Genomic DNA, 20,669 nt, shown 5'->3' with positions numbered 1-20,669 from the left:
GGGGTACGATGGAATCCGTAAGAACGTGTATTGGCTGCCGTTCGCGCGCCCCTCGATCCTCACTTTTGCGGATCGTTGCCGGGAAATCAGAAATTGTGGTGGATGAAACCGCCACAATCCCCGGCAGAGGTGCGTGGCTGCACGCCCGCGACTCGTGCTTTCAGGATGCCGTAAGGCGACACGCTTTTGGGCGTGCCTTTCGTGTGACCAGGTCACTGGACGCGAAACAACTAGAGAACAGGCTGAACTGGCTTATGGATAACTAATGAGCGGCTCGAAATGAGACCCGTCCGTTACTAACGGTCTGCCCCTTTCCGGGTGCAGACCCGGAACAGGAGAATTGTGGCTGCGAAACCACGCGTACACGAGATCGCTACCGAGCTCGGAGTAGACAGCAAGGTAGCCCTTGCTAAATTGAAAGAAATGGGCGAGTTCGTAAAGGGACCGTCCAGTAGCGTTGAACCGCCCGTAGCCCGTCGCCTTCGCGCCGCGCTTGAAGCGGAAAGCGCGGCAGCCAAGGCCGCAACGCCCGCGCCCGCCGCTGGTGCTGCCGTCAAGGCAACGCCCGCCCGCCCGAGCCACGGCGCCAAGCCGGGTGCTCGTCCGGGCCCGAAGCCGTCGGCCGAACCGGTCACCCCCGTGGTAGCCGAAGCTGCACCGACTCCCGCAGTGGATGCTGCGCCGCTGCCGGCTGCGCCGCTCACCGTTGCTGAGCGCCAGGCTCAGGCGACCGAGAAGGCTGCCGCCGCACAGAAGGCTGCTGCTGCCGACCAGGCTGCCGTAGCGCAGTCGGCCGACAAGCCCAGCACCGACGCTCCCGAAGCGAAGCCAACGGAAGGATCGGCTACGCCGGTCAAGCCGGGCATGCCTCGCCCCGGAGCAGCCCGACCGGGTAACAACCCGTTCGCGAGCAACCAGGGCATGGGACAACGTCCCACCCAGCCGCCGCGTCCGGGTAACAACCCGTTCGCGAGCGCGCAGGGCATGGGGCAGCGCCCCGCCACACCCACCCCGAGCAACATTCCTCGGCCCGCAGCACCTCGTCCCGGCGCGCCTCGCCCCGGCGGACCCGGCCAGGCAGCACGTCCGACCGGATTCGGTCAGCGTCCCGGCGCTTTCCAGCGTCCCGGCGGCGCCCCGGGCGGAGCCGGTGGCGCACGCCCCGGATTTTCTCGTCCAGGAGCTCCTGCCGGAGCCCCCGGCTTTGGCCCGCCCCGCCCTGCCGGTGGTGGCGGTGGAGCCGGTCGCGGTCGCGGCCCGGGCGGTGGCACCGCCGGTGCCTTCGGTCGCGGTGGCGGCAAGAACAAGGCGCGCAAGTCGAAGCGTACGAAAAGAGCAGAGTTCGAGCTGCGCGAGGCCCCGTCGCTGGGTGGAGTATCCGTACCCCGCGGCGACGGTGGAACCGTTGTTCGTCTCCGCCGTGGAGCATCCATTACCGACTTCGCCGACAAGATTGACGCGAGCCCCGGAAACCTCGTTACCGTGTTGTTCCACCTCGGTGAAATGGCCACGGCAACGGAGTCGCTCGACGAGGCCACGTTCGACGTACTCGGCAGCGAGCTCGGCTACAAGATTCAGATGGTGTCGCCCGATGACGAAGACCGTGAGCTACTGCTCGCGTTCGACATCGACATCGATCAGGAACTCGAAGAAGAAACCGATGACGTCCTGGAGATTCGTCCTCCCGTCGTCACCGTCATGGGTCACGTTGACCACGGTAAGACCGCGCTTCTTGACGCGATCCGTAACGCCAAGGTCGCCGAGGGCGAAGCCGGTGGAATCACGCAGCACATTGGTGCGTACCAGATCATCACCGAGCACGAAGGTATCGACCGCGCGGTGACCTTCATTGACACCCCGGGTCACGAGGCGTTCACCGCCATGCGTGCTCGTGGTGCGCAGGTCACCGACATCGCCATCCTCGTGGTCGCTGCCGATGACGGCATCATGCCGCAGACGATTGAGGCGCTCAACCACGCCCAGGCCGCCAATGTGCCGATCGTGGTCGCGGTGAACAAGATCGATAAGCCCGGTGCCAACCCGCAGAAGGTGCGTCAGCAGCTGACCGAATTCGGCCTCGTCGCCGAAGAGTACGGCGGAGACGTCATGTTCGTCGACGTATCGGCCAAGAACAAGACCGGTATCAAGGAAATCCTTGACGCCGTGCTGCTGGTCGCTGACGCTGGGCTGGACATGCGTGCCAACCCGAACAAGGACGCCCGTGGTGTTGCCATTGAGGCTCGCCTCGACAAGGGCCGCGGCGCGGTGGCGACCGTGCTCATCCAGTCTGGAACGCTGCACGTCGGAGACTCGATCGTCGCCGGAACGGCCTACGGCCGTGTTCGTGCGATGGCCGACGAAAACGGTGTCGCCGTTCTCGCCGCAACGCCGTCCCGCGCGGTTCAGGTGCAGGGTCTGTCGAGCGTTCCCCGCGCCGGCGACACCTTCCTCGTTATTCAGGAAGACCGCACCGCCCGTCAGATCGCTGAGAAGCGTGAAGCCGCTGAGCGCAACGCACTGCTGGCTAAGGCCCGCAAGCGCATCAGCCTCGAAGACTTCACCCGTGCCCTCGAAGAGGGCAAGGTCGAGTCGCTCAACCTCATCATCAAGGGTGACGTTTCCGGTGCCGTGGAGGCCCTGGAGGAGTCGTTGCTCAAGATCGAGGTCGACGATTCGGTTCAGCTGCGCATCATCCACCGTGGTGTCGGTGCGGTCACGGAGAGCGACGTCAACCTCGCCACTGTCGACAACGCCATCATCATCGGGTTCAACGTTCGCCCCGACACGAAGGCCCGCGAGCGTGCTGCCCGCGAAGGCGTCGACGTGCGGTTCTACTCCGTCATCTACTCCGCCCTCGAAGACATCGAGAATTCCCTCACCGGAATGCTCAAGCCCGAGTACGAAGAGATCCAGAGTGGTGTCGCCGAAATTCGCGAGGTCTTCAGCTCGTCGAAGTTCGGAAACGTCGCCGGTGTCATCGTGCGCAGCGGTACCATCACCCGAAACGCCAAGGCTCGCGTCATTCGCGAGGGCATCGTGGTGGGGGACAACCTGGGCATCGAATCGCTGCGCCGCTTCAAGGACGACGTCACCGAGGTCCGTACGGACTTCGAGTGTGGTATCGGACTGGGCAAGTTCAACGACATCCGAATTGGCGATGAGATCGAGACCATCGAAATGAAGGAAAAGCCGCGCGTCTAACGACTCGTTGGTTGTGAGGTAGTGGGTCTTCGCGAAGCGAGGGCCCACTACCTGATTGCCCCGCCGCATCGGCGGGTAGGAGAAACTCGAACGCGAGAGCGTTCTCGAAAAGGGAGTAAGTCATGGCAGATCCGGAACGCGCCAGAAAGATGGCGGACCGCATTAAGGTCATCATCGCCAAACGGCTGGAACGCGGTCTGCGTGACCCGCGGCTCGGGTTCGTCACCATCACGGATGTGAAGGTTACGGGCGATCTGCAGCACGCATCCGTTTTTTACACGGTGTACGGCTCGATCGAGGAACGCACCGACAGCGCCGCCGCGCTCAAGGCCGCAACCGGTTTGATGCGCAGCGAGGTCGGTAAGAACATCACGGCACGGCTCACCCCGTCGATCGAGTTCATCGCCGACGGAATTCCCGAGAACGCCGCGCTCATTGACGATCTGCTGCGCGAGGCGCACGATCGCGACAGTGCGACCGAAGACGGCAAGGGCACAGCCACCTACGCCGGCGACGCCGACCCCTACAAGAAGCCGCGCGACTACGACCTCGACGACGATTCAGCTGACGCTGATGACTCCGACGAGGCCAGCACCCCCAAACACTAAACCAGCACCACGCAGCAGTACCACGCAGCAGTACTACCCGGGCCCGGGCCCGGAAAGTGGGCCCATGATATAGCCTGGGCCTGGTTTCCGGGCCCGGGCCCGGTCGCTGTGTGGAGCGGGCTAGGGGGTACGGGACGGCTGGTAGCGCACGAAACGGTAGGGGAGCCCGGTGCTGGAGCGCAGCCAGTCGGCGGTCGAACCGGTTTCATTCACGGTCCACTCGGCGGTGATTGCGGGAGCTAAGGTGTCACCGGCAATATCGGCGTCAATCTCGGTCACCTCCAGCGCGTCGGCGTAGGGCAGCGCCAATCGATAGATTTCGGCACCACCGATCACCCAGACCGGTCCATCGGCCAACGCGAGCGCGTCGTCGACACCGTGGGCAACGGATGCCCCCTCCCCAGCCCAGTCCAGCTGCCGGGTGATCACAATGTTCTGGCGATCCGGCAGCGGACGAAAACGCTCCGGGAGCGAATCCCAGGTGCGGCGCCCCATGATGACCGTCTTGCCGCGGGTGACCGCACGAAAATGGGCGAGATCCTCCGGCAGATGCCACGGCATGACCCCATCGGCACCGATAACGCCATCGAGGGTCTGCGCCCAGATCAAGCCGAGCATCAGACCGCAACCCGTGCGCGGATGGCGGGATGGTGCTGGTAGTTTTCCAGCACGAGATCGTCATACTCGTAGTCGAACAGGCTGGTGCGTCCCGGCTTGATGCGCAGGGTGGGGGAGGGAAACGAGGTGCGTGAGAGCTGCTCGGTGACCTGCTCGACGTGGTTGTCATAGATATGGCAGTCGCCACCCGTCCAGACGAACTCACCCAACTCGAGACCGGCCTGCTCGGCGACCAACTGGGTGAGCAGGGCGTAACTGGCGATATTGAACGGTACGCCGAGAAAGAGATCGGCGCTGCGCTGATACAACTGGCAGGAGAGCTTGCCGTCGGCCACGTAGAACTGAAACAGAGCATGGCACGGTGCCAACGCCATGTTGGGCAGATCGGCCACGTTCCAGGCCGAGACGATCATGCGACGGGAGTCCGGATCGGTGCGCAGCGTATCGAGCACCTGACTGATCTGGTCAACGGTGTCGCCGCCGGGGGTGGGCCAGGATCGCCACTGCACCCCGTAGACCGGGCCGAGGTCGCCGTTCTCATCGGCCCACTCATTCCAGATTCGCACGCCCTTATCCTGCAGCCAGGTCACGTTGGACTCGCCCCGCAGAAACCAAAGCAGTTCGTAGGCGATGGAGGCAAAGTGCACGCGTTTAGTGGTCAGCAGCGGAAAACCGGTGGCCAGATCGAAACGCAGTTGACGGCCGAACACACTTCGGGTGCCCGTTCCCGTGCGGTCGGCCTTCGTGGCGCCGCTCGCCAGGGTGTCGCGCAGCAGAGCCGCGTACTGGGCATCGGCGTCGGGAAAAGCGGGCACGGCGGGGCTTGAAATAGTTGGTGTCACCGCTCAATCGTACGCGGCGATATCGCCTCGTCGGGCAAGTTGTATCCGTGCGCCCCGGCAACCGCCAGGCCGTCGGCCACGAGGCTGGCCAGCGCGCGGTGCAGCTGAGCCGGATCCGGCCAGAGCGTGCCGATCTCGGCAGCCGTCACGGAGCGGTGCGTCGAGCGGAGCTCGGCCATGATCAGCCCCCGCACCTGCCGGTCGCTGCCGGCGAATTTTTTCTGCACCGTTTTTCGTTTTCCGGTGAATTCGGGGTAGTCGGCGGCCCGCCAGGCACAGGCATTCCGAATCGGGCATACGCCGCAGTGCGGGCTGCGGCTGGTGCACACGACCGCACCGAGTTCCATGATGGCCGCGTTGAACAGGGCAGCCTCGTGGGCGCTCTCCGGCAGCAGGCGGCCCATGGCGTCGAGGTCCCGGCCACGACTGGGCGGAGACGGTTCGCCGGCTCCCGCGATAGCGCGGGCGATCACTCGGCGTGTGTTCGTATCGACGACCGGATGCCGATGGCCGTACGCGAAGGCGGCCACCGCACGCGCGGTGTAATCCCCGATCCCGGTCAAGGCCAGCAGATCGTCAATGTCGGAGGGCACGACGCCACCATGAAGATCGGTGATCTGCACCGCGGCGGCGTGCAACCACAGCGCGCGTCGCGGGTACCCGAGACTGGACCACGCCCGCACCGCTTCGCTGGCCGGCACCGCGGCGAGGTCGGCGGGTGTGGGCCAGCGGGCGAGCCATTCCTCGAGCCGGGGGATGACCCGGTTCACCGGAGTCTGCTGCAGCATGAATTCGCTCACCAGAATGCCCCAGGCCCCGAACCCGTCGCGGCGCCACGGCAGATCGCGCGCGTTGGCCACGAACCACGCGTTGAGCGTGGAGCTGACGCTGACGGATTGCTCGGCGACGGATTGTTCGGGGTCGGTGTGATCGGAGGGTGTGACGTTCATCCGTTCTAACCTAGGCTCGATTCATGAAGCTGGTCTCCACCCCTCGCATCGATTTTCTGCGCACCCTCGCCGCTGAGGTTGTACACAATTACGGTCTGGGCCGCACGATCATTGCCATCGACGGTGCGGATGCCGCCGGTCGCGCCGCCTTCGCCGACGACCTGGCCGCGGTATTTCGGGAAGACGAACGGCACGTGTTTCGGGCGAGTCTGCGCTATTTTCAGCATTCCCGAGCCGAACAAGACCGGCTCGCACCGGATCTGCCGGATTCGGCCGAACGTCGATACCGGGTCGGCTATGACTACTCCGCCCTGCGCCGGGTGCTCGTTGAACCCTTTCGCCTGGGCGGCAGCACCGGATTTGTCACGGAGGAATTCGATCCAGATCGAGATGCCTGGATTCAACCGACCTGGCAGTCGGCCCCGGCCGACGCCATTCTCATTGTCGACGGCGACTACATCAACCGGCCGGAATTGCACGGACTGTGGCTGTACAGCGTGTTGCTGGAGGGGGAACCCGGCAGTGATCCTGCCAGTGATCCCGGCAGCGAATTGCACGATCGCTACCGCGCTCAGGTGCGCCCGCGCGACATCGTTTCGGCCGTGGTCGACGTGGCAGACCAACAACTGCCGCGCCGGGTACTGACCGACCGCTGCTGAGCGCCGGCTGTCCGTCGGCTACCGAAACCGGGCGAGCACCTCGGCCGGCGGTAGAAAACGGCCGCTGTGTTCGACCTCGTGCACCAGCTCGGTCAGCCGGGCGTTGACTGGCGCGCCCCGACCGACCATCGCTCCGGCACGCACCACAGCTCCCGCACGCACCACAGCTCCATTCAGAAAATCGATCTCCGTGCGCTGGCCGCGCTGCAGGCTCTGCAGGGTTGAACCCTGGTTCGGCACCGTGCCCATGCGGGAGCGCATGGACAGCGGCAGCAGCTGGCCGGCCCAGATCGGTGCCAGCGCAAACACTCGCAGTCGTCGGTGCGAGAGGCCCTGTAACGTGCCAAACCGCACCCCGTTTGCAAGCCCCACCCGCACTGTTTCGCGCATGCTCGCGGTTATCAATCGGCGCAGGCCCGCCTGCCCGATCACGTCCTGCACGCTGTGCCCGGTGATGGCGGGCAGAGCGTTGAGCATGTTGACGACGAGTTTGGTCCATTGGGCACCGACAAAGTTGTCGAGGGTCAGAGTGGGGAAAGCGGCGCCCAACACCGTCTGCCAGCCTAACGTGGCCGCATCGACCGGGCCGTTGCCGCGCCCGAGGTAGCTGGGAGCTGCCGTGGTCACTCGCACTCGACCGGGACCCTCATAGTGGGCCGCAATGATTGTGATCAGCCCAAAACATTCGGATCCGGGCAGTAGTCGCTGCGCGGTTGTCACCCCGTCGAGTCCGTTTTGCACCACGATCACCGGCGTATCGCCGAGCACGGCGGCATTCTCGGCTATCGCGGCCTCGGCATCCTGCGCCTTGGTACAGATCAGTGCCAGGTCGCACGGTTCGACCAGCCGTTCGACGGCCAATGGCCGAGCGAGCACAGCACCATAGGCACCGGTCAAATGGATGCCGCCGGCCAGCACCGCTGGCAGAGCGGCCGCGCGCATCGTCACGACCAGATCGTGCCCCTGCGCTGCGAGGAGGCAGGCGAAAGTACTGCCCAGGGCACCCGCCCCGATCACCGCGATTCTCACGGGTCACATCCTACGGCGCGTGTCGGGAACGGATCTGCGCGTTTGCCCCAGCTGCACGCTGATACCCTCAGGAAGTGACCAGTGGCCTTCTACTCATTGACAAGGCGCAGGGCTGGACCAGCCATGACGCCGTCGCCCGAACCCGGCGCCTGGCCGGAACCCGCAAAGTGGGCCACGCCGGCACCCTGGATCCCATGGCGACCGGGCTGCTCGTGCTCGGCATCAACAGCTCGACCCGGCTGCTCACCTACGTCGTCGGCCTCGACAAGGAGTACCTCGCTACGATCCGCCTCGGCCGATCCACCACGACGGATGATGCCGAGGGCGACGAACTCACCCGTGCCACCCCCGATCAGGTCAATGCCATCACCCCAGCAGCCGTGACCGCCGGGATCGCCGACCTGACCGGTGACATCAGCCAGCAGCCGAGCGCGGTCAGCGCCATCAAGGTCGACGGCAAGAGGGCGTACGCTCGCGTTCGCGCCGGCGAAGACGTGCAGTTGCCGTCCCGCCCAGTGACCGTGAGCGAGTTCGAACTGCTCTCCAGCACCCACCGTGATGGTTGTCTCGATCTCGAAGTGCGCGTCGAGTGCGCCTCCGGCACCTACATTCGAGCACTTGCCCGCGACCTCGGTATCGCACTGGGAGTCGGCGGCCACCTCACCGAGCTGCGCCGCACTCGCATCGGCCCGTTCCGCATCGAAAATGCCGCCACCCTCGAACGAGTCGACGTTGCCGCCCAGCTCATTTCACCAGCGGATGCCGCCATTTTGCTGCTCCCACGCCTCGACCTGTCCGCCGAGCAGGCCATCGACCTCGGTCATGGCAAACGCATCACCATTGCCGGCGACACCACCCACGCCGGCCCGGTCGCGGCGCTCGCCCCCGACGGCCGCTTGGTCGGGCTGGTCGAGTACCGCGGTGACCAGGCCAAGTCGCTGCTGAACTTTCCGCCAGATGAAGCCGAACCGAACGAATCGACACCCCCCTCATGATCGAATGGTTCACCTGGCTGCAACTGGCTATCGCTGTGCCCGGCGGCCTGCTCTGCGTCATTCTTGGTCTGGTCGGGCGCAAACCCACCGACCTCACGATGGGCGCGACCGCGCTCGTTGAACTGATGCTGATCGTGCAGCTCGCGGCCGCGATCGCGGCCCCACTGGCGGGCAATGACGCTACCGGCAGCCTGCTCGAGTTCTACACCTACCTGATCAGTGCGATTCTGCTGCCGGTCGCGGCCGGATTCTGGGCCCTCGTCGAACGCAGCCGCTGGAGCACGGTGATTCTGGGCGTGACCTGCCTGTCGGTGGCGGTCATGCTCTACCGCATGAGCCAGATCTGGAACGTACAGGGCAGCTGAGGGTCGTTTACGGCATCCGCTGCGGATGCTGCAATAATTACCGAGCAATATCTACCAGCAATAATGAATGCCGAGCAATGATGAATGCCGAGCGATGATAAAATCCCAGACCGACGTGCCTGTCCCCTCCAGCAGGGTGAGCGGCATCGGCCGACTCCTCATTGCGATTTATGGTGTGTTGGCTCTCGCGGCCACCGGGCGCTCGTTCGTTCAGATCGTGCGGGCCTTCGATGACGCCCCGCTCGCCTACGCGCTGTCGGCCCTGGCCGCCGTGGTCTATATCGTCGCCACGGTCGCCCTCATCCAACGCAGCGCCCTCTGGTATCGCATCGCCTGGATCACGATCAGTTTCGAACTTGCCGGTGTGCTCGTGGTCGGAACGCTGAGCTTGGTCGACCCTGCTCTGTTTCAGCACGCCACGGTGTGGTCGATATATGGCAGTGGATACGTCTTCATACCACTCGTGCTCCCGCTGCTGGGCATGTGGTGGCTCCTACGTCACCCGGTGGCACCGGCCCAGAGCCGCGCATGAAGACCCTGTACGGTGTCGACGCGGTACCGACCAACTGGCCCCCGTCAGTCGTGAGCATCGGTAAATTCGATGGCGTGCACGCCGGACACCGCGCGGTCATCGCCGAGCTGAAGGCCATTGCCGCCCGGGAAGCGCTGGCGGCCGTCGTCGTTACCTTTGATCGGCATCCGCTGGCCCTGCTCTCTCCGGCACACTGTCCGAGCACGCTGGTCAGCGCGGAGCAGAAGCTCCGGCTGATCGCCGAGACCGGTGTCGATGCAACGCTGCTGCTCGAATTCAACCACGCCCTGTCGAATCTGCCCCCGCGCGAATTCATCCAGCGCATCCTCGTCAGCGCCCTGCATGCCCGCTTCGTGCTGGTCGGCCACGATTTTCGGTTTGGGGCCGGGGGCGCGGGTGATGTTGCTCTGCTCCGTGTCCTCGGCACCGAATTCGGCTATGAGGTGCGCATAATCGACGACGTCAAGCCCGACGACGTCAAGCCCGACGACGTCAAGCCCGACGGCGAACGCAGGGTGTCGTCAACGTGGATTCGGGAGTTGCTCGGTGCCGGCGAAGTGACCACGGCGGGAGAGTTACTGGTGCATTTGCCCACGGTACGCGGGCTGGTCGTACACGGGGCGGCTCGCGGCCGCGAGTTGGGGTTTCCCACCGCCAACCTGTCGGCCGATTCTGAAGGCCTGATTCCCGCCGATGGGGTGTACGCCGGTTGGCTGACGGATGCCGGCCGCCGCTACCCGGCGGCCATTTCGGTGGGCAACAACCCCACTTTCGACGGCGTGGCCCAGAAGCAGGTGGAGGCTTATGTGCTTGACGAGGTTGATTTGGATCTCTACGACCATGTGGTCGACGTTTCGTTTGTGAAACGCATCCGCGGAATGGTCGCCTATTCGGGCATCGACCCGCTGATCGAGCAAATACGCGATGACGTCGTTCAGGTTCGCTCGATTTTGAGTGTCTAGGGCTGCGGCCGGCCCACACGCCAAACCATACCGAAGAGTATGTTCGTTGTATAGCCACAATGGGCGCCGGTCCTGGCTTCGATTCATATTTCATACAGCCAGCGCCCGGTACTCTTGATTCAAGAGCATTTTCGGGGGGAACCATGCCACAACAAGCACGAGCCGTTGAAACGCGCGCGGCGATAATTCGCGGCGCTGCGGCGGCCTTTGAACAACGCGGTTACGGCAGCACGTCGCTGGCCCAGGTGAGCGCCGCAGCCGGTGTCACCAAGGGTGCGTTGTATTTTCACTTCGATTCCAAGGAAGCCCTCGCGGTTGCCATCATCGATGCCCAGCACGAGCAATCGGCCAGTGCCGGACGTCAGCTGCTCGACGACCACGTGCCCGGCCTACGTGCCCTCGTTTCAATGTCCTACGAACTGGCTCGGCAATTGCGCGATGAGCTCATCGTGAGCGCCGGGGTGCGGCTCACAATCGAGGCGGTGAACTTTCGGACGCCGGTGTCCGCGCCCTATCTGGACTGGATTATCGCCTGCGAAGAATTCTTGCGCCGGGGGATCGCCGAGGGTGATGTGAATCCGGCGGTCGACGTGGCCGCAGCGGCCCGCTTTTTCACGGCCGGCTTCACGGGAGTGCAGGTGGTCTCCGACGTGCTGACTCGGCGCGACGATATCGATCAGCGGCTGACCGAAATGTGGGCGTTGCTTCTGCCCGGGCTCGTCGCGCCCGAGCGTTGGCCCGCCCTCAAGGATCTGGCCGCCGATGTGCAGCGCGAACGCGCCGCGGCCCGGCCCTAGACTGACCGAGTGAACCCCATCGCTGCCCGCCGCCTCTGGTCGGGCCGCGGCCTCGCCCTGCTGGGCATCGTTCTCGTCGCCGCCAACCTGCGCAACGCCGTGGCTGCCCTGTCGCCGATCGTCGCCGAGATCAACGTTGACGTTGCGCTGGGCGCCGTGTCCCTCGGGGTGCTCGGCATGCTCCCGCCGGTGTGCTTCTCCGTGTTCGGCATCTTCACCCCCATGGTCACTCGCCGCCACGGTCTGGAACTGCCGTTGGTTCTTGCCCTCGCCCTGATCGCGGTCGGTCACGTCATCCGCGGCCTGTCGGGGTCGGTCACCATGCTCATCATCGGCAGTGTCGTTGCCTTTGCCGGGCTCGGCGTCGGCAACGTCCTGCTGCCGCCGCTGGTCAAGAAATACTTCCCCGACCGCGTGGGGCTGATGACGAGCCTCTACGTCACCGTCGTGGCGCTGAGCACACTGATTCCACCACTAATTGCCGTTCCCGTAGCGGATGCCGCCGGCTGGCGGGTTTCGCTCGGCATGTGGATGGTGCTCGCCCTGCTCGCTCTCGTGCCGTGGATCACCATGCTCCTCGGAAACCGTGCCGTGCGAACGCCGACCCCGATTGTTGAGGAGGCCGACGCCACGATTCTGGGGCGGCTGTGGAAATCGTCGATCGCCTGGGCGATCACCGGAATTTTCGCTGCTTCGGCGCTCAACGCCTATGCCATGTTCGCGTGGTTGCCCCGGCTGCTCGTTGATACCGCCGGGGTTTCCCCCGCGCAAGCGGGAACTCTACTGGCCGTTTATGCCGGCATGGGTATTCCTGGTGCGCTCATTATCCCGGTGCTGGCCGCCCGCATAGCCAATGTCGGGCCCCTGGTCTATGTCGGCGTATTCGCTTTCGTGGCCGGCGACCTCGGGCTGTTGTTCGCGCCGGAGACCCTGACCTGGTTGTGGGTTGGCCTCGCCGGGCTCGGACCACTGTTCTTTCCGCTCGCACTCGTGCTCATCAACCTGCGCAGCCGCACCCATGCCGGCGCGGTCGCGCTCAGCAGCTTCGTGCAGAGCATCGGCTACATCGTCGGAGCGCTCGGACCGCTGCTCTTCGGGCTGGCGCACGAACTCAGCGGTGGATGGACCTGGCCGCTGCTCTTTCTGCTGGCCACGGCGCTGCCTATCCTCTTCGCCGGCGCCGTGATCGGGCGCCCGCATATGCTGGAGGACGATCTGGCGCGCTCCCGCTCCCGCTGACCGCTGACCGCTGACCGCTGACCGCTGACCGCTGATGGCTCAGGGCACGAGCTCGGCCCGGTGAATCAGTGCGGCCGCACCGATCAGCGGGCCATCGCCCGAAAGCGCCGATGGCACCAGGCGGACCCGTGTGGCGTAGGCGAATTGCACGCGTTGGGCGATGCTGGCGCGGGCAAAATCCAGCAGGTCGGGGGTGACATTGGAGAAACCACCGCCAATGGCGACCAGCTCCAAGTCGAGCAGCGTCGCAGCTGAAACGATCGCTTGGCCGATCGCCCGGCCGCTGCGCTGAACAGCAGCCACCGCGATTGGATCCGCAGCCCGGTAGGCGGCCGCCAGGTCTTCACCCGACGCGCCGGTGAAGCCCTGCGTGCGCGCCCAGGTGACCGTCTTGGGACCAGAAGCGATCGCCTCAATGCAGCCCACCCCGCCACAGGCGCACGGGTCACTGAAACCGCCGACCTCGATGTGGCCGATGTGGCCGGCATTGCCGGTCGGACCCGAAGCGGTCACGCCGCCGAGAATGAGCCCGCCACCGATGCCGGTCGACACGATCATGCCCATGAGATTGTCGAAGCCCCGCCCCGCTCCCACCCAGTGCTCCGCGAGCGTGATGCACAATCCGTCCATGCGGAGGCGCACCGGCACGCCGGGCACGAGCGTGGCAACCAGGTCTTTGAGGGGGTACTCGCGCCAGACCGGCAGGTTGAGCGGAGACACCGCCCCCTCCGGGAGGTGAATCGGACCGGCACAGCCGATCCCGACCCCGATCAGGGTTGCGCCGGCGGGTAGGCTCGCGCCCGTTGCACCGACCACGGTGCTGACAGCGGATGCCAGTTGCTCACTCGAAGCGTCCGCCCCGGTCGCCGCCCGGTGTCGGCTGGCGGCGAGCACGTCGCCGTGCTCATCGACGAGGGCGCTCTCAACCTTGGTGCCTCCGACATCAACGGCGAGAACGAAACGGGGCGCGCCAGTGCTGCTCATGAAACGATCGTACCGGCGCCCGTGAGTGCAAATTCCGGATCGCACGTGCCCGCCCGCCGTAACGCGAGCCATCTGCTCAGATGAGCAATGATCGCTACAGCTGTTGAATCGCAGGCCGGGTCGTCGTAGGCTGGGCTCAAACGATAGGACCGCGACCTTCATGAGCGATACCGACGAACTCCTGTCCATCCGGGCCGCCGAGCTCTACTACGAAGAAAACCAGACCCAGGACGAGATCGGCGTAATTCTGCGTCTCACTCGCTGGAAAGTCGGACGGTTGCTGGCGAGCGCCAAGGCCAACGGCTTTATTCGCATTGAGATCGTGCATCCGCGGGCGCGGCGCCTGCCGATCGAACGCCGACTGCGCGAATCGACGGGTCTGACCGACGCTATCGTGGTTTCCTCCGCGGGTGTGTCGAGCGACGCCGAGCTGCAGTCGCGCACCGCGCAGGCCGCTGCCGACTACCTCACGAGCCTCCGTCCGATTCCGCGAACTCTGGGCATCAGCTGGGGTCGCACCCTGCACGACGTTTCCCTGCATCTCAAACAGGGCTGGGCGCCCGGGGTGAACGTGGTGCAGATCAACGGCGGCGTCAGCCTGAACCAGCGTCCCGGTACCGCGGCATCCACCGCCGTGACCATCGCCCACAAAGCCGACGGTTCGGCCACCCTGCTGCCCTGCCCGGCCATCTTCGAACGCCTCGAAACCAAGCAGGCGATGGAAGCCGATCGCAGCGTCGCCGGGGTGCTCGCCCTGGCCCGCAACGCCCAGGCTTACCTGTTCAGCGCCGGCCAAGCGGATGCGGATTCCGCGCTGGTCGACAGCGGCTACCTCACCGTCGACCAGATCAACGACCTCGTAGCGCGAGGCGCCGTCGGCGACGTCGTCGGCCGCTACATCGACCGAAACGGCCGCATCGTCGACCCGGAACTCAATGAGCGCACGGTCGGCATCCAAATCGACCAGTTGCGTCGTGCTCCGCTCACCATCGCGGTCATCGCCGGAAACTCCAAGCATGCCATTGCCCGCGCCGTCGTGCGCAATGGTCTGTGCACCGTACTGGTGACCGATGAAGACACCGCAAACGCCCTGCTCGAGGATTGACCGAGTGTAGATCAATCCACCCAGCGCTCACTATTCCCTGTTGCTGACAGCTCCCACGCACAAAAGGACACCTCATGACCAGTAGCCCCTTGGCCACCTACCAGCCCGATCAGCGCGCCCTCGCGCTGATCGGTGGGGAAGCCACCGACGCGAACCTGCGTCGGTACCTGCACGGTATCCCCGGAATCGACGCCGTCGGCCTCGAAGCCCGCGCCGCCGACCTCGGCACCCGGTCGATCAAGACCAGCTCCAAGCGCTGGGCGATCGACACCATCATCGGCCTGATCGATCTCACCACCCTCGAGGGCTCCGATACGCCGGGCAAGGTGCGCTCTCTTGTGGCCAAGGCCCTCGTGCCCGACCCGAACGACCCCGGCTGCCCTCGCGTCGCCGCGGTCTGCGTTTATGGCGATATGGTCGGCGACGCTGTTGCTGCACTCGGCTCCGCCCACGCCGCCGGCGGAACCGAGGGGGTCAACGTTGCCGCCGTCGCCACCGCCTTTCCGAGTGGCCGCGCCGCACTCGCGATCAAGCTCGCTGACGTACGCGACGCCGTCGCGGCCGGCGCCGACGAGATTGACATGGTCATCGACCGTGGTGCGTTCCTGGCCGGCCGGTTCGGGCAGGTCTATGACGAAATCGTTGCAGTGAAAGACGCCTGCCGCCGCGTAGACGGTTCGCTCGCCCATCTCAAGGTCATTCTTGAGACCGGCGAACTCAACACCTACGACAACGTGCGTCGTGCTTCCTGGCTGGCGATTCTGGCCGGCGGCGATTTCATCAAGACCTCCACCGGCAAGGTCGCCCCGGCGGCGACCCTTCCGGTGACATTGTCGATGCTGGAAGTCGTACGTGACTGGCACCGCCTCACCGGGGTGCGAATCGGCGTGAAGCCGGCCGGCGGCATCCGCACTTCGAAGGACGCGATCAAGTATCTCGTCACGGTCGGCGAAACGGTGGGGGAGGAATGGCTCACGCCGCACCTGTTCCGCTTCGGCGCCTCCAGCCTGCTGAACGATGTGCTGTTGCAACGCCAAAAGATGACCACCGGGCACTACTCCGGCCCCGACTACGTGACGATTGACTAGGGAATGACCATGAAATTTCTCGACTACGCCCCGGCCCCCGAGTCGAAAGCCCTGCTGAGCCTCAAGAGTGATTATGGCCTGTTCATCAATGGTGAGTTCACCGCCGGCCGCGGCACGCCGTTCCAGACAATCAACCCGGCCACCGAACAGCAGATTGCCATGATAGCCACGGCCAACGAAGCGGATGTTGACGACGCCGTTTCGGCCGCTCGTCTTGCCTACGACGGAGTCTGGTCACGCCTTACCGGCAGCGACCGGGGAAAGTACCTCTTTCGCATTGCCCGTCTGGTGCAGGAACGCGCCCGTGAACTCGCCGTCGCCGAAACCCTCGACAACGGCAAACCGATCAAAGAAACCCGCGACGTTGACATTCCCCTCGTGGCCGCCTGGTTCTTCTACTACGCCGGCTGGGCCGACAAACTCGACCATGCCGGAGTGGGACCGAACCCCGCCGCACTCGGCGTTGCGGCCCAGGTGATTCCCTGGAACTTCCCGCTCATGATGCTGGCCTGGAAGATCGCCCCGGCGCTCGCCGCCGGCAACACCGTCGTGCTCAAGCCCGCCGAAACGACCTCCCTCACTGCACTGCTGTTCGCCGAAATTTTGCAGCAGGCCGACCTGCCCGACGGCGTCGTCAACATCATCACGGGTGACGGCGGCACCGGAGCGGCCCTGGTCAACCATCCCGGCATCAACAAGGTTGCCTTCACCGGCTCAACCTCGGTCGGTCGGGCCATCGCCCGCTCGGTCGCCGGAACCGACAAGAAGCTCAGCCTCGAACTCGGCGGCAAGGGTGCCAACATCGTCTTCGACGACGCGCCGATCGACCAGGCTGTGGAAGGCATCGTACGCGGCATCTTCTTCAACCAGGGCCACGTCTGCTGCGCCGGCAGTCGTCTGCTCGTGCAGGAGAGCATTCACGACGAGGTCATCGACCGACTCAAACGCCGGATGCAGACGCTGCGTCTGGGTGACCCGCTCGACAAGAACACCGATATCGGTGCCATTAACAGCGCTGAGCAGTTGGCTCGTATTCGTGAGCTGTCCGACCTCGGTGAGCAGGAGGGGGCGCAACGCTGGAGCTCGGACTGCGTCATCCCGCAGGAGGGGTTCTGGTTCGCACCGACCATCTTCACGAACGTGTCGACGAGCCACCGCATCGCCCGCGACGAGATCTTCGGTCCCGTTCTCTCGGTGCTCACCTTCCGCACCCCGGCCGAGGCCATTGCCAAGGCAAACAACACGCCATACGGCCTGTCCGCGGGAATCTGGAGCGACAAGGGCAGCCGTATCCTCGCCGTCGCCGATAAATTGCGCGCCGGTGTGATCTGGGCCAACACCTTCAACCAGTTCGATCCGTCGAGTCCGTTCGGCGGTTACAAGGAGAGCGGATACGGGCGCGAGGGTGGCCGTCACGGTCTCGCCGCGTATTTGAAGCCCGCCGTGCGCAGCGGCTCACGGTCAATCAACGCCGCCGATCAGCAGGCGACACCTGTTACCAAGAAGTCCGCATCCGCCTCCAAGAAGTCCGCATCCGCAGAGAAGGCAGCCAAGTGAACCGCCTAGCCATTCCCAAGACCTACAAGCTCTACATCGGCGGCAAATTTCCGCGCAGCGAATCCGGCCGCGTCTACGAGGTGCGCTCGCACCAGGGCGACTTTCTGGCCAACGCGGCGAAGGGCAGCCGCAAAGACGCCCGCGATGCGGTCGTCGCCGCGCGCGGCGCCCTCGGCGGCTGGGCTGGTGCAACGGCGTACAACCGTGGACAGGTGCTGTACCGCATCGCCGAACTGCTCGAGGGTCGCCGGGTGCAGTTCGTCGACGAAATCATGGGCTGTGAGGGCGTGAACGCTGCCGTCGCCAACGCCCAGGTCGACGAAGCCATCGACCGCTGGGTCTGGTACGCCGGCTGGGCCGACAAATACGTGCAGGTCGCCGGCAACGCCAACCCCGTGTCCGGCCCGTTTTTCAACCTATCGGTGCCCGAACCGACCGGCGTGGTGGCGATCATCGCGCCGCAGGGCAACGAATCGTTGCTCGGCCTGGTCAGCGCAATCGCGCCGGCCCTCGTTGCCGGCAACACGGTCGTCGTCGTCGCCAACGAGAACGCCCCGTTGTCGGCGATCAGTCTCGGCGAGGTACTGGCCACGAGTGACGTGCCAGGCGGCGTCGTGAACATCGTGACCGGTTCCCCCGCCGAGATCGCCCCGTGGCTGGCCAGCCACGCCGACGTCAATGCTCTCGACCTGGTCGGTGCGGGCGAGCTTGACTGGGTCGAGCTGCAGATCAGCGCCGCCGACACACTCAAGCGGGTACTCCCGCCCGAGTCGGGAGAAGATGCCGCTGCCCCGGCGCTTTCCCGCATCCTGGCCTTCACCGAACTGAAAACGGTCTGGCACACGAAGGCGCTGCTCTAACTCCCGCCACCGCAACCCACGACGCTCCGTTCACACTGTCAGGAACAGCCGCTAGGCTGCCCGGCATGATATCTCGACGTGTACTGGTTACCGGCGCTACCGGCTACATCGGCGGACGCCTCGTTCCCAAGCTTCTGGAGGCCGGCTTCGAGGTGCGGGTGCTGGTGCGTACCCCATCGAAATTGCGCGATGTGCCCTGGGCGGACCAGGTTGAGATCGTGCAGGGAGACCTGGGAGATCTGGCCTCCGTGCAGCGCGCCTGCGCCAATATCGAGGTGCTGTACTACCTCGTGCACTCGATGGGCGCGGCCGGCGATTTCGAGAAAACCGAGCACACGGCCGCCGAGAATGTTGCGCGGGCGGCAGCCGAAGCGCACGTGTCGCGCATCGTCTATCTGGGCGGTCTGCATCCGGACACGAAGACGCTCTCGGCCCACCTGCGCTCCCGCATGGAGGTCGGGCGTATTCTCCTCGACAGCGGTGTGCCGACGATCGCGTTCCAGGCCGGCGTGGTGATCGGTTCCGGTTCGACCTCGTTCGAGATGATCCGCCATCTCACCGATGTCTTGCCCTACATGCCCGCACCCAGATGGGTGCGCAATCGCATTCAGCCGATCGCCGTGCGCGACGTGCTTTACTATCTGCAGGCCGCGGCTGACTTGCCGCCGGCGGTGAACCGCACCTTTGACATCGGCGGTCCCGACGTCTTGCGCTACGGCCAAATGATGAACGGGTACGCCCTCGAAGCCGGCCTGAAACAGCGGGCTATCGCGGCACTGCCGGTGCTCACTCCATGGCTTGCCTCGCAGTGGGTGAACTTGGTCACGCCGATTCCGCGCAACCTCGCCATTCCCATTATCGCCTCGCTGCAATACGACTGTATCGTGCACGAGAACGACATCGACGAGTTCATTCCGCGTCCGGAGGGCGGCCTGACCGGCTATCGACGTGCGGTGCGACTGGCGCTCGGGCGCATGCGCGACGGCGACGTGGAGACCAGCTGGCGCAACTCCTCGATCGAGGGCGCGTCGAGCAACCCGTTGCCGAGCGACCCGGACTGGGCCGGCCACGCCGTGTACACCGACCTGCGCGAGAAGACCACCGCGGCAGAGCCCGCCGCACTGTGGCGGGTCATCGAGAGTATCGGCGGCGAAAACGGGTGGTACTCCTTCCCGTTGGCCTGGGCCATTCGCGGTCTGATGGACAAGGCCGTCGGGGGCGTCGGACTGCGCCGCGGCCGCCGAAATCCCGACCACCTGCACCACGGGGAGGTACTCGACTTCTGGCGGGTCGAGCAGATCGATCATGGCAGCTTTCTGCGGCTGCGCGCCGAGATGCGCGTTCCCGGTCGAGCCTGGCTCGAAATGAGCGTGACGCCCACGGAGTCCGGTGGTTCGACCTACCGGCAGCGCGCGGTGTTCTTCCCTCGCGGCCTGGGCGGACGGTTGTACTGGGCTGCCATTTTGCCGTTCCACGGGATCATCTTCGAGGGAATGGCCACCCGCATCACGGCGACCGCCGCCGCCGAGGGGACGGGCCGGGCCGGGCATCCGCTCGCGTCGAAATCTCGCTCGGACGAGCACTGAGGCCCAGGGTAGAACGTCCGTATCGTCTGGGAATTCTGGCTACTCGGCCCGGTTCGGGGCATGATGGGTTACGAATAGGAGGCCACCATGACAGTTTCTCTCGCCTTTCTGGGTGACGGCCTCGTTGCGGGTGGCCAGTGGGATGAATGGTTCCCCGAGCACGATGTGCACAACCTCGCGGCCAGTGGCAGCACTACCGACGAGGTGATTTCCGCGCTCGATCGGGTGATCGAGTTGCGGCCGGACGCCATCGTGATCGGGGTTGGAACCAACGATCTGGGTTGGCGCAAGTCCGACGAATACGTTGTGCGAAACCTGGAAACGATCATGCACACGTTGCGCCGCGCACTGCCGGAGACCCGAATCATGGTGCAGTCGGTATTGCCTCGGGACCGGGACTTTGCCGAGACCATTCGCTCGATTAATCGGCATGTTTGGCAATACGCCCCCACCCAGCACGTTCAATACCTTGACCTCTGGCCGGCCCTGGCCCTACCCGACGGTGAACTGGATCCGGCTCTCGGTATCGACCGGCTGCACCTGAACCCGGCCGGGTACGCGGCCTGGCTGGCGGAACTGAAATCCGGCCTCGAGATGCTGTTCGAGCGGCCGCCGTCGACGACCACGATTCCCATCCAGCACGCCTGATCGGGCTGGCATTCGGCGGCGGGCCGCGCTCGGTAGAGTGGACT

General features: G+C 65.1%; 21 protein-coding genes. 16 read left to right on the top strand and 5 right to left on the bottom strand.

Annotation, left to right across the window (positions count from 1 at the left end):
- The first annotated feature begins 8 nt into the window (after nucleotides 1–8).
- The 3 genes from QMK22_RS08790 to rbfA all read left to right on the top strand — a co-directional run bounded on the left by QMK22_RS08790 (nucleotide 9) and on the right by rbfA (nucleotide 3,809).
- Nucleotides 9–266 carry a YlxR family protein gene (locus tag QMK22_RS08790; protein ID WP_283497250.1) on the top strand — a complete coding sequence of 86 codons (258 nt, stop codon included), beginning with the start codon at nucleotides 9–11 and terminating at the stop codon, nucleotides 264–266.
- 76 nt (nucleotides 267–342) lie between these two features.
- Nucleotides 343–3,201 carry a translation initiation factor IF-2 gene (infB, locus tag QMK22_RS08785; RefSeq protein WP_283497249.1) on the top strand — a complete coding sequence of 953 codons (2,859 nt, stop codon included), beginning with the start codon at nucleotides 343–345 and terminating at the stop codon, nucleotides 3,199–3,201.
- 122 nt (nucleotides 3,202–3,323) lie between these two features.
- Nucleotides 3,324–3,809 (top strand): 30S ribosome-binding factor RbfA, encoded by a 486-nt coding sequence (gene rbfA / locus QMK22_RS08780; protein ID WP_283497248.1) that lies wholly within the window; start codon nucleotides 3,324–3,326, stop codon nucleotides 3,807–3,809.
- Nucleotides 3,810–3,929: 120 nt separating this feature from the next.
- On the opposite strand, the gene QMK22_RS08775 is transcribed toward rbfA, so the two are convergent.
- From QMK22_RS08775 to QMK22_RS08765, 3 genes are read right to left on the bottom strand one after another with little or no spacing between them, the layout of a single operon-like run.
- Nucleotides 3,930–4,427: a dihydrofolate reductase gene (locus tag QMK22_RS08775; protein WP_283497247.1), complete on the bottom strand. Its 498-nt coding sequence runs from the start codon at nucleotides 4,425–4,427 to the stop codon at nucleotides 3,930–3,932.
- A complete protein-coding gene (locus QMK22_RS08770) occupies nucleotides 4,427–5,269 on the bottom strand; it encodes a thymidylate synthase (RefSeq protein WP_502857363.1) in 843 nt (280 codons plus the stop codon). Before QMK22_RS08770 ends, QMK22_RS08775 begins: the two co-directional genes overlap by 1 nt.
- A complete protein-coding gene (locus QMK22_RS08765) occupies nucleotides 5,266–6,219 on the bottom strand; it encodes an iron-sulfur binding domain-containing protein (protein ID WP_283497246.1) in 954 nt (317 codons plus the stop codon). Before QMK22_RS08765 ends, QMK22_RS08770 begins: the two co-directional genes overlap by 4 nt.
- 23 nt (nucleotides 6,220–6,242) lie before the next feature.
- Here QMK22_RS08765 and QMK22_RS08760 point away from each other — a divergent pair, with 23 nt between their 5' ends.
- A complete protein-coding gene (locus QMK22_RS08760; RefSeq protein WP_283497245.1) occupies nucleotides 6,243–6,878 on the top strand; it encodes a nucleoside/nucleotide kinase family protein in 636 nt (211 codons plus the stop codon).
- A gap of 18 nt (nucleotides 6,879–6,896) precedes the next feature.
- On the opposite strand, the gene QMK22_RS08755 is transcribed toward QMK22_RS08760, so the two are convergent.
- A complete protein-coding gene (locus QMK22_RS08755) occupies nucleotides 6,897–7,907 on the bottom strand; it encodes a ketopantoate reductase family protein (protein WP_283497244.1) in 1,011 nt (336 codons plus the stop codon).
- A gap of 74 nt (nucleotides 7,908–7,981) precedes the next feature.
- Between QMK22_RS08755 and truB the strand changes: the two genes are divergently transcribed.
- The 6 genes from truB (at nucleotide 7,982) to QMK22_RS08725 (ending at nucleotide 12,797) form a co-directional block, all read left to right on the top strand.
- Nucleotides 7,982–8,902 (top strand): tRNA pseudouridine(55) synthase TruB, encoded by a 921-nt coding sequence (gene truB / locus QMK22_RS08750; RefSeq protein ID WP_283497243.1) that lies wholly within the window; start codon nucleotides 7,982–7,984, stop codon nucleotides 8,900–8,902.
- The gene (locus QMK22_RS08745) at nucleotides 8,899–9,267 is read left to right on the top strand and encodes a hypothetical protein (RefSeq protein WP_283497242.1); all 369 of its coding nucleotides are present in this window, start codon (nucleotides 8,899–8,901) and stop codon (nucleotides 9,265–9,267) included. Before truB ends, QMK22_RS08745 begins: the two co-directional genes overlap by 4 nt.
- 94 nt (nucleotides 9,268–9,361) lie before the next feature.
- Nucleotides 9,362–9,799: a hypothetical protein gene (locus QMK22_RS08740; RefSeq protein ID WP_283497241.1), complete on the top strand. Its 438-nt coding sequence runs from the start codon at nucleotides 9,362–9,364 to the stop codon at nucleotides 9,797–9,799.
- The gene (locus QMK22_RS08735) at nucleotides 9,796–10,761 is read left to right on the top strand and encodes a bifunctional riboflavin kinase/FAD synthetase (RefSeq protein WP_283497240.1); all 966 of its coding nucleotides are present in this window, start codon (nucleotides 9,796–9,798) and stop codon (nucleotides 10,759–10,761) included. Before QMK22_RS08740 ends, QMK22_RS08735 begins: the two co-directional genes overlap by 4 nt.
- A 143-nt stretch (nucleotides 10,762–10,904) precedes the next feature.
- Nucleotides 10,905–11,558: a ScbR family autoregulator-binding transcription factor gene (locus tag QMK22_RS08730; protein ID WP_283497239.1), complete on the top strand. Its 654-nt coding sequence runs from the start codon at nucleotides 10,905–10,907 to the stop codon at nucleotides 11,556–11,558.
- A gap of 9 nt (nucleotides 11,559–11,567) precedes the next feature.
- Nucleotides 11,568–12,797, top strand: coding sequence for an MFS transporter (locus QMK22_RS08725; protein ID WP_283497238.1), 1,230 nt, complete (start codon nucleotides 11,568–11,570; stop codon nucleotides 12,795–12,797).
- 39 nt (nucleotides 12,798–12,836) lie between these two features.
- Here QMK22_RS08725 and QMK22_RS08720 read toward each other — a convergent pair whose 3' ends face one another.
- Nucleotides 12,837–13,781 (bottom strand): ROK family protein, encoded by a 945-nt coding sequence (locus QMK22_RS08720; protein ID WP_283497237.1) that lies wholly within the window; start codon nucleotides 13,779–13,781, stop codon nucleotides 12,837–12,839.
- 160 nt (nucleotides 13,782–13,941) lie between these two features.
- Here QMK22_RS08720 and QMK22_RS08715 point away from each other — a divergent pair, with 160 nt between their 5' ends.
- The 6 genes from QMK22_RS08715 (at nucleotide 13,942) to QMK22_RS08690 (ending at nucleotide 20,625) form a co-directional block, all read left to right on the top strand.
- Nucleotides 13,942–14,886 carry a sugar-binding transcriptional regulator gene (locus QMK22_RS08715; protein WP_283497236.1) on the top strand — a complete coding sequence of 315 codons (945 nt, stop codon included), beginning with the start codon at nucleotides 13,942–13,944 and terminating at the stop codon, nucleotides 14,884–14,886.
- 74 nt (nucleotides 14,887–14,960) lie between these two features.
- A complete protein-coding gene (deoC, locus tag QMK22_RS08710; protein ID WP_283497235.1) occupies nucleotides 14,961–15,974 on the top strand; it encodes a deoxyribose-phosphate aldolase in 1,014 nt (337 codons plus the stop codon).
- Between the two features lie 9 nt (nucleotides 15,975–15,983).
- On the top strand, nucleotides 15,984–17,531 hold the full coding sequence (locus QMK22_RS08705) for an aldehyde dehydrogenase family protein (protein WP_283497234.1): 1,548 nt from the start codon (nucleotides 15,984–15,986) through the stop codon (nucleotides 17,529–17,531).
- The gene (locus QMK22_RS08700) at nucleotides 17,528–18,391 is read left to right on the top strand and encodes an aldehyde dehydrogenase family protein (RefSeq protein WP_283497233.1); all 864 of its coding nucleotides are present in this window, start codon (nucleotides 17,528–17,530) and stop codon (nucleotides 18,389–18,391) included. The genes QMK22_RS08705 and QMK22_RS08700 overlap by 4 nt, the downstream gene beginning before the upstream one ends.
- Nucleotides 18,392–18,456: 65 nt before the next feature.
- The gene (locus tag QMK22_RS08695) at nucleotides 18,457–19,977 is read left to right on the top strand and encodes an SDR family oxidoreductase (protein WP_283497232.1); all 1,521 of its coding nucleotides are present in this window, start codon (nucleotides 18,457–18,459) and stop codon (nucleotides 19,975–19,977) included.
- 87 nt (nucleotides 19,978–20,064) lie between these two features.
- The gene (locus QMK22_RS08690; protein ID WP_283497231.1) at nucleotides 20,065–20,625 is read left to right on the top strand and encodes a GDSL-type esterase/lipase family protein; all 561 of its coding nucleotides are present in this window, start codon (nucleotides 20,065–20,067) and stop codon (nucleotides 20,623–20,625) included.
- Nucleotides 20,626–20,669 lie beyond the last annotated feature (44 nt).

The sequence above is a fragment of the Cryobacterium sp. PH29-G1 genome (genome assembly GCF_030063365.1).
Taxonomy (GTDB): domain Bacteria; phylum Actinomycetota; class Actinomycetes; order Actinomycetales; family Microbacteriaceae; genus Cryobacterium.
The sequence above is the reverse complement of the archived record's forward strand: the minus strand, read 5'-3'. Positions and strand labels throughout refer to the sequence as shown.

What these genes read in the sequence shown, in the direction of transcription:
- QMK22_RS08790 (WP_283497250.1), top strand. Translation starts at nt 9, where the DNA reads ATGGAATCCGTAAGAACGTGTATTGGCTGCCGTTCGCGCGCCCCTCGA.
- rbfA (WP_283497248.1), top strand. Translation starts at nt 3,324, where the DNA reads ATGGCAGATCCGGAACGCGCCAGAAAGATGGCGGACCGCATTAAGGTC.
- QMK22_RS08775 (WP_283497247.1), bottom strand. Translation starts at nt 4,427, where the DNA reads ATGCTCGGCTTGATCTGGGCGCAGACCCTCGATGGCGTTATCGGTGCC.
- QMK22_RS08765 (WP_283497246.1), bottom strand. Translation starts at nt 6,219, where the DNA reads ATGAACGTCACACCCTCCGATCACACCGACCCCGAACAATCCGTCGCC.
- QMK22_RS08760 (WP_283497245.1), top strand. Translation starts at nt 6,243, where the DNA reads ATGAAGCTGGTCTCCACCCCTCGCATCGATTTTCTGCGCACCCTCGCC.
- QMK22_RS08745 (WP_283497242.1), top strand. Translation starts at nt 8,899, where the DNA reads ATGATCGAATGGTTCACCTGGCTGCAACTGGCTATCGCTGTGCCCGGC.
- QMK22_RS08740 (WP_283497241.1), top strand. Translation starts at nt 9,362, where the DNA reads ATGATAAAATCCCAGACCGACGTGCCTGTCCCCTCCAGCAGGGTGAGC.
- QMK22_RS08735 (WP_283497240.1), top strand. Translation starts at nt 9,796, where the DNA reads ATGAAGACCCTGTACGGTGTCGACGCGGTACCGACCAACTGGCCCCCG.
- QMK22_RS08730 (WP_283497239.1), top strand. Translation starts at nt 10,905, where the DNA reads ATGCCACAACAAGCACGAGCCGTTGAAACGCGCGCGGCGATAATTCGC.
- QMK22_RS08720 (WP_283497237.1), bottom strand. Translation starts at nt 13,781, where the DNA reads ATGAGCAGCACTGGCGCGCCCCGTTTCGTTCTCGCCGTTGATGTCGGA.
- QMK22_RS08715 (WP_283497236.1), top strand. Translation starts at nt 13,942, where the DNA reads ATGAGCGATACCGACGAACTCCTGTCCATCCGGGCCGCCGAGCTCTAC.
- deoC (WP_283497235.1), top strand. Translation starts at nt 14,961, where the DNA reads ATGACCAGTAGCCCCTTGGCCACCTACCAGCCCGATCAGCGCGCCCTC.
- QMK22_RS08705 (WP_283497234.1), top strand. Translation starts at nt 15,984, where the DNA reads ATGAAATTTCTCGACTACGCCCCGGCCCCCGAGTCGAAAGCCCTGCTG.
- QMK22_RS08695 (WP_283497232.1), top strand. Translation starts at nt 18,457, where the DNA reads ATGATATCTCGACGTGTACTGGTTACCGGCGCTACCGGCTACATCGGC.
- QMK22_RS08690 (WP_283497231.1), top strand. Translation starts at nt 20,065, where the DNA reads ATGACAGTTTCTCTCGCCTTTCTGGGTGACGGCCTCGTTGCGGGTGGC.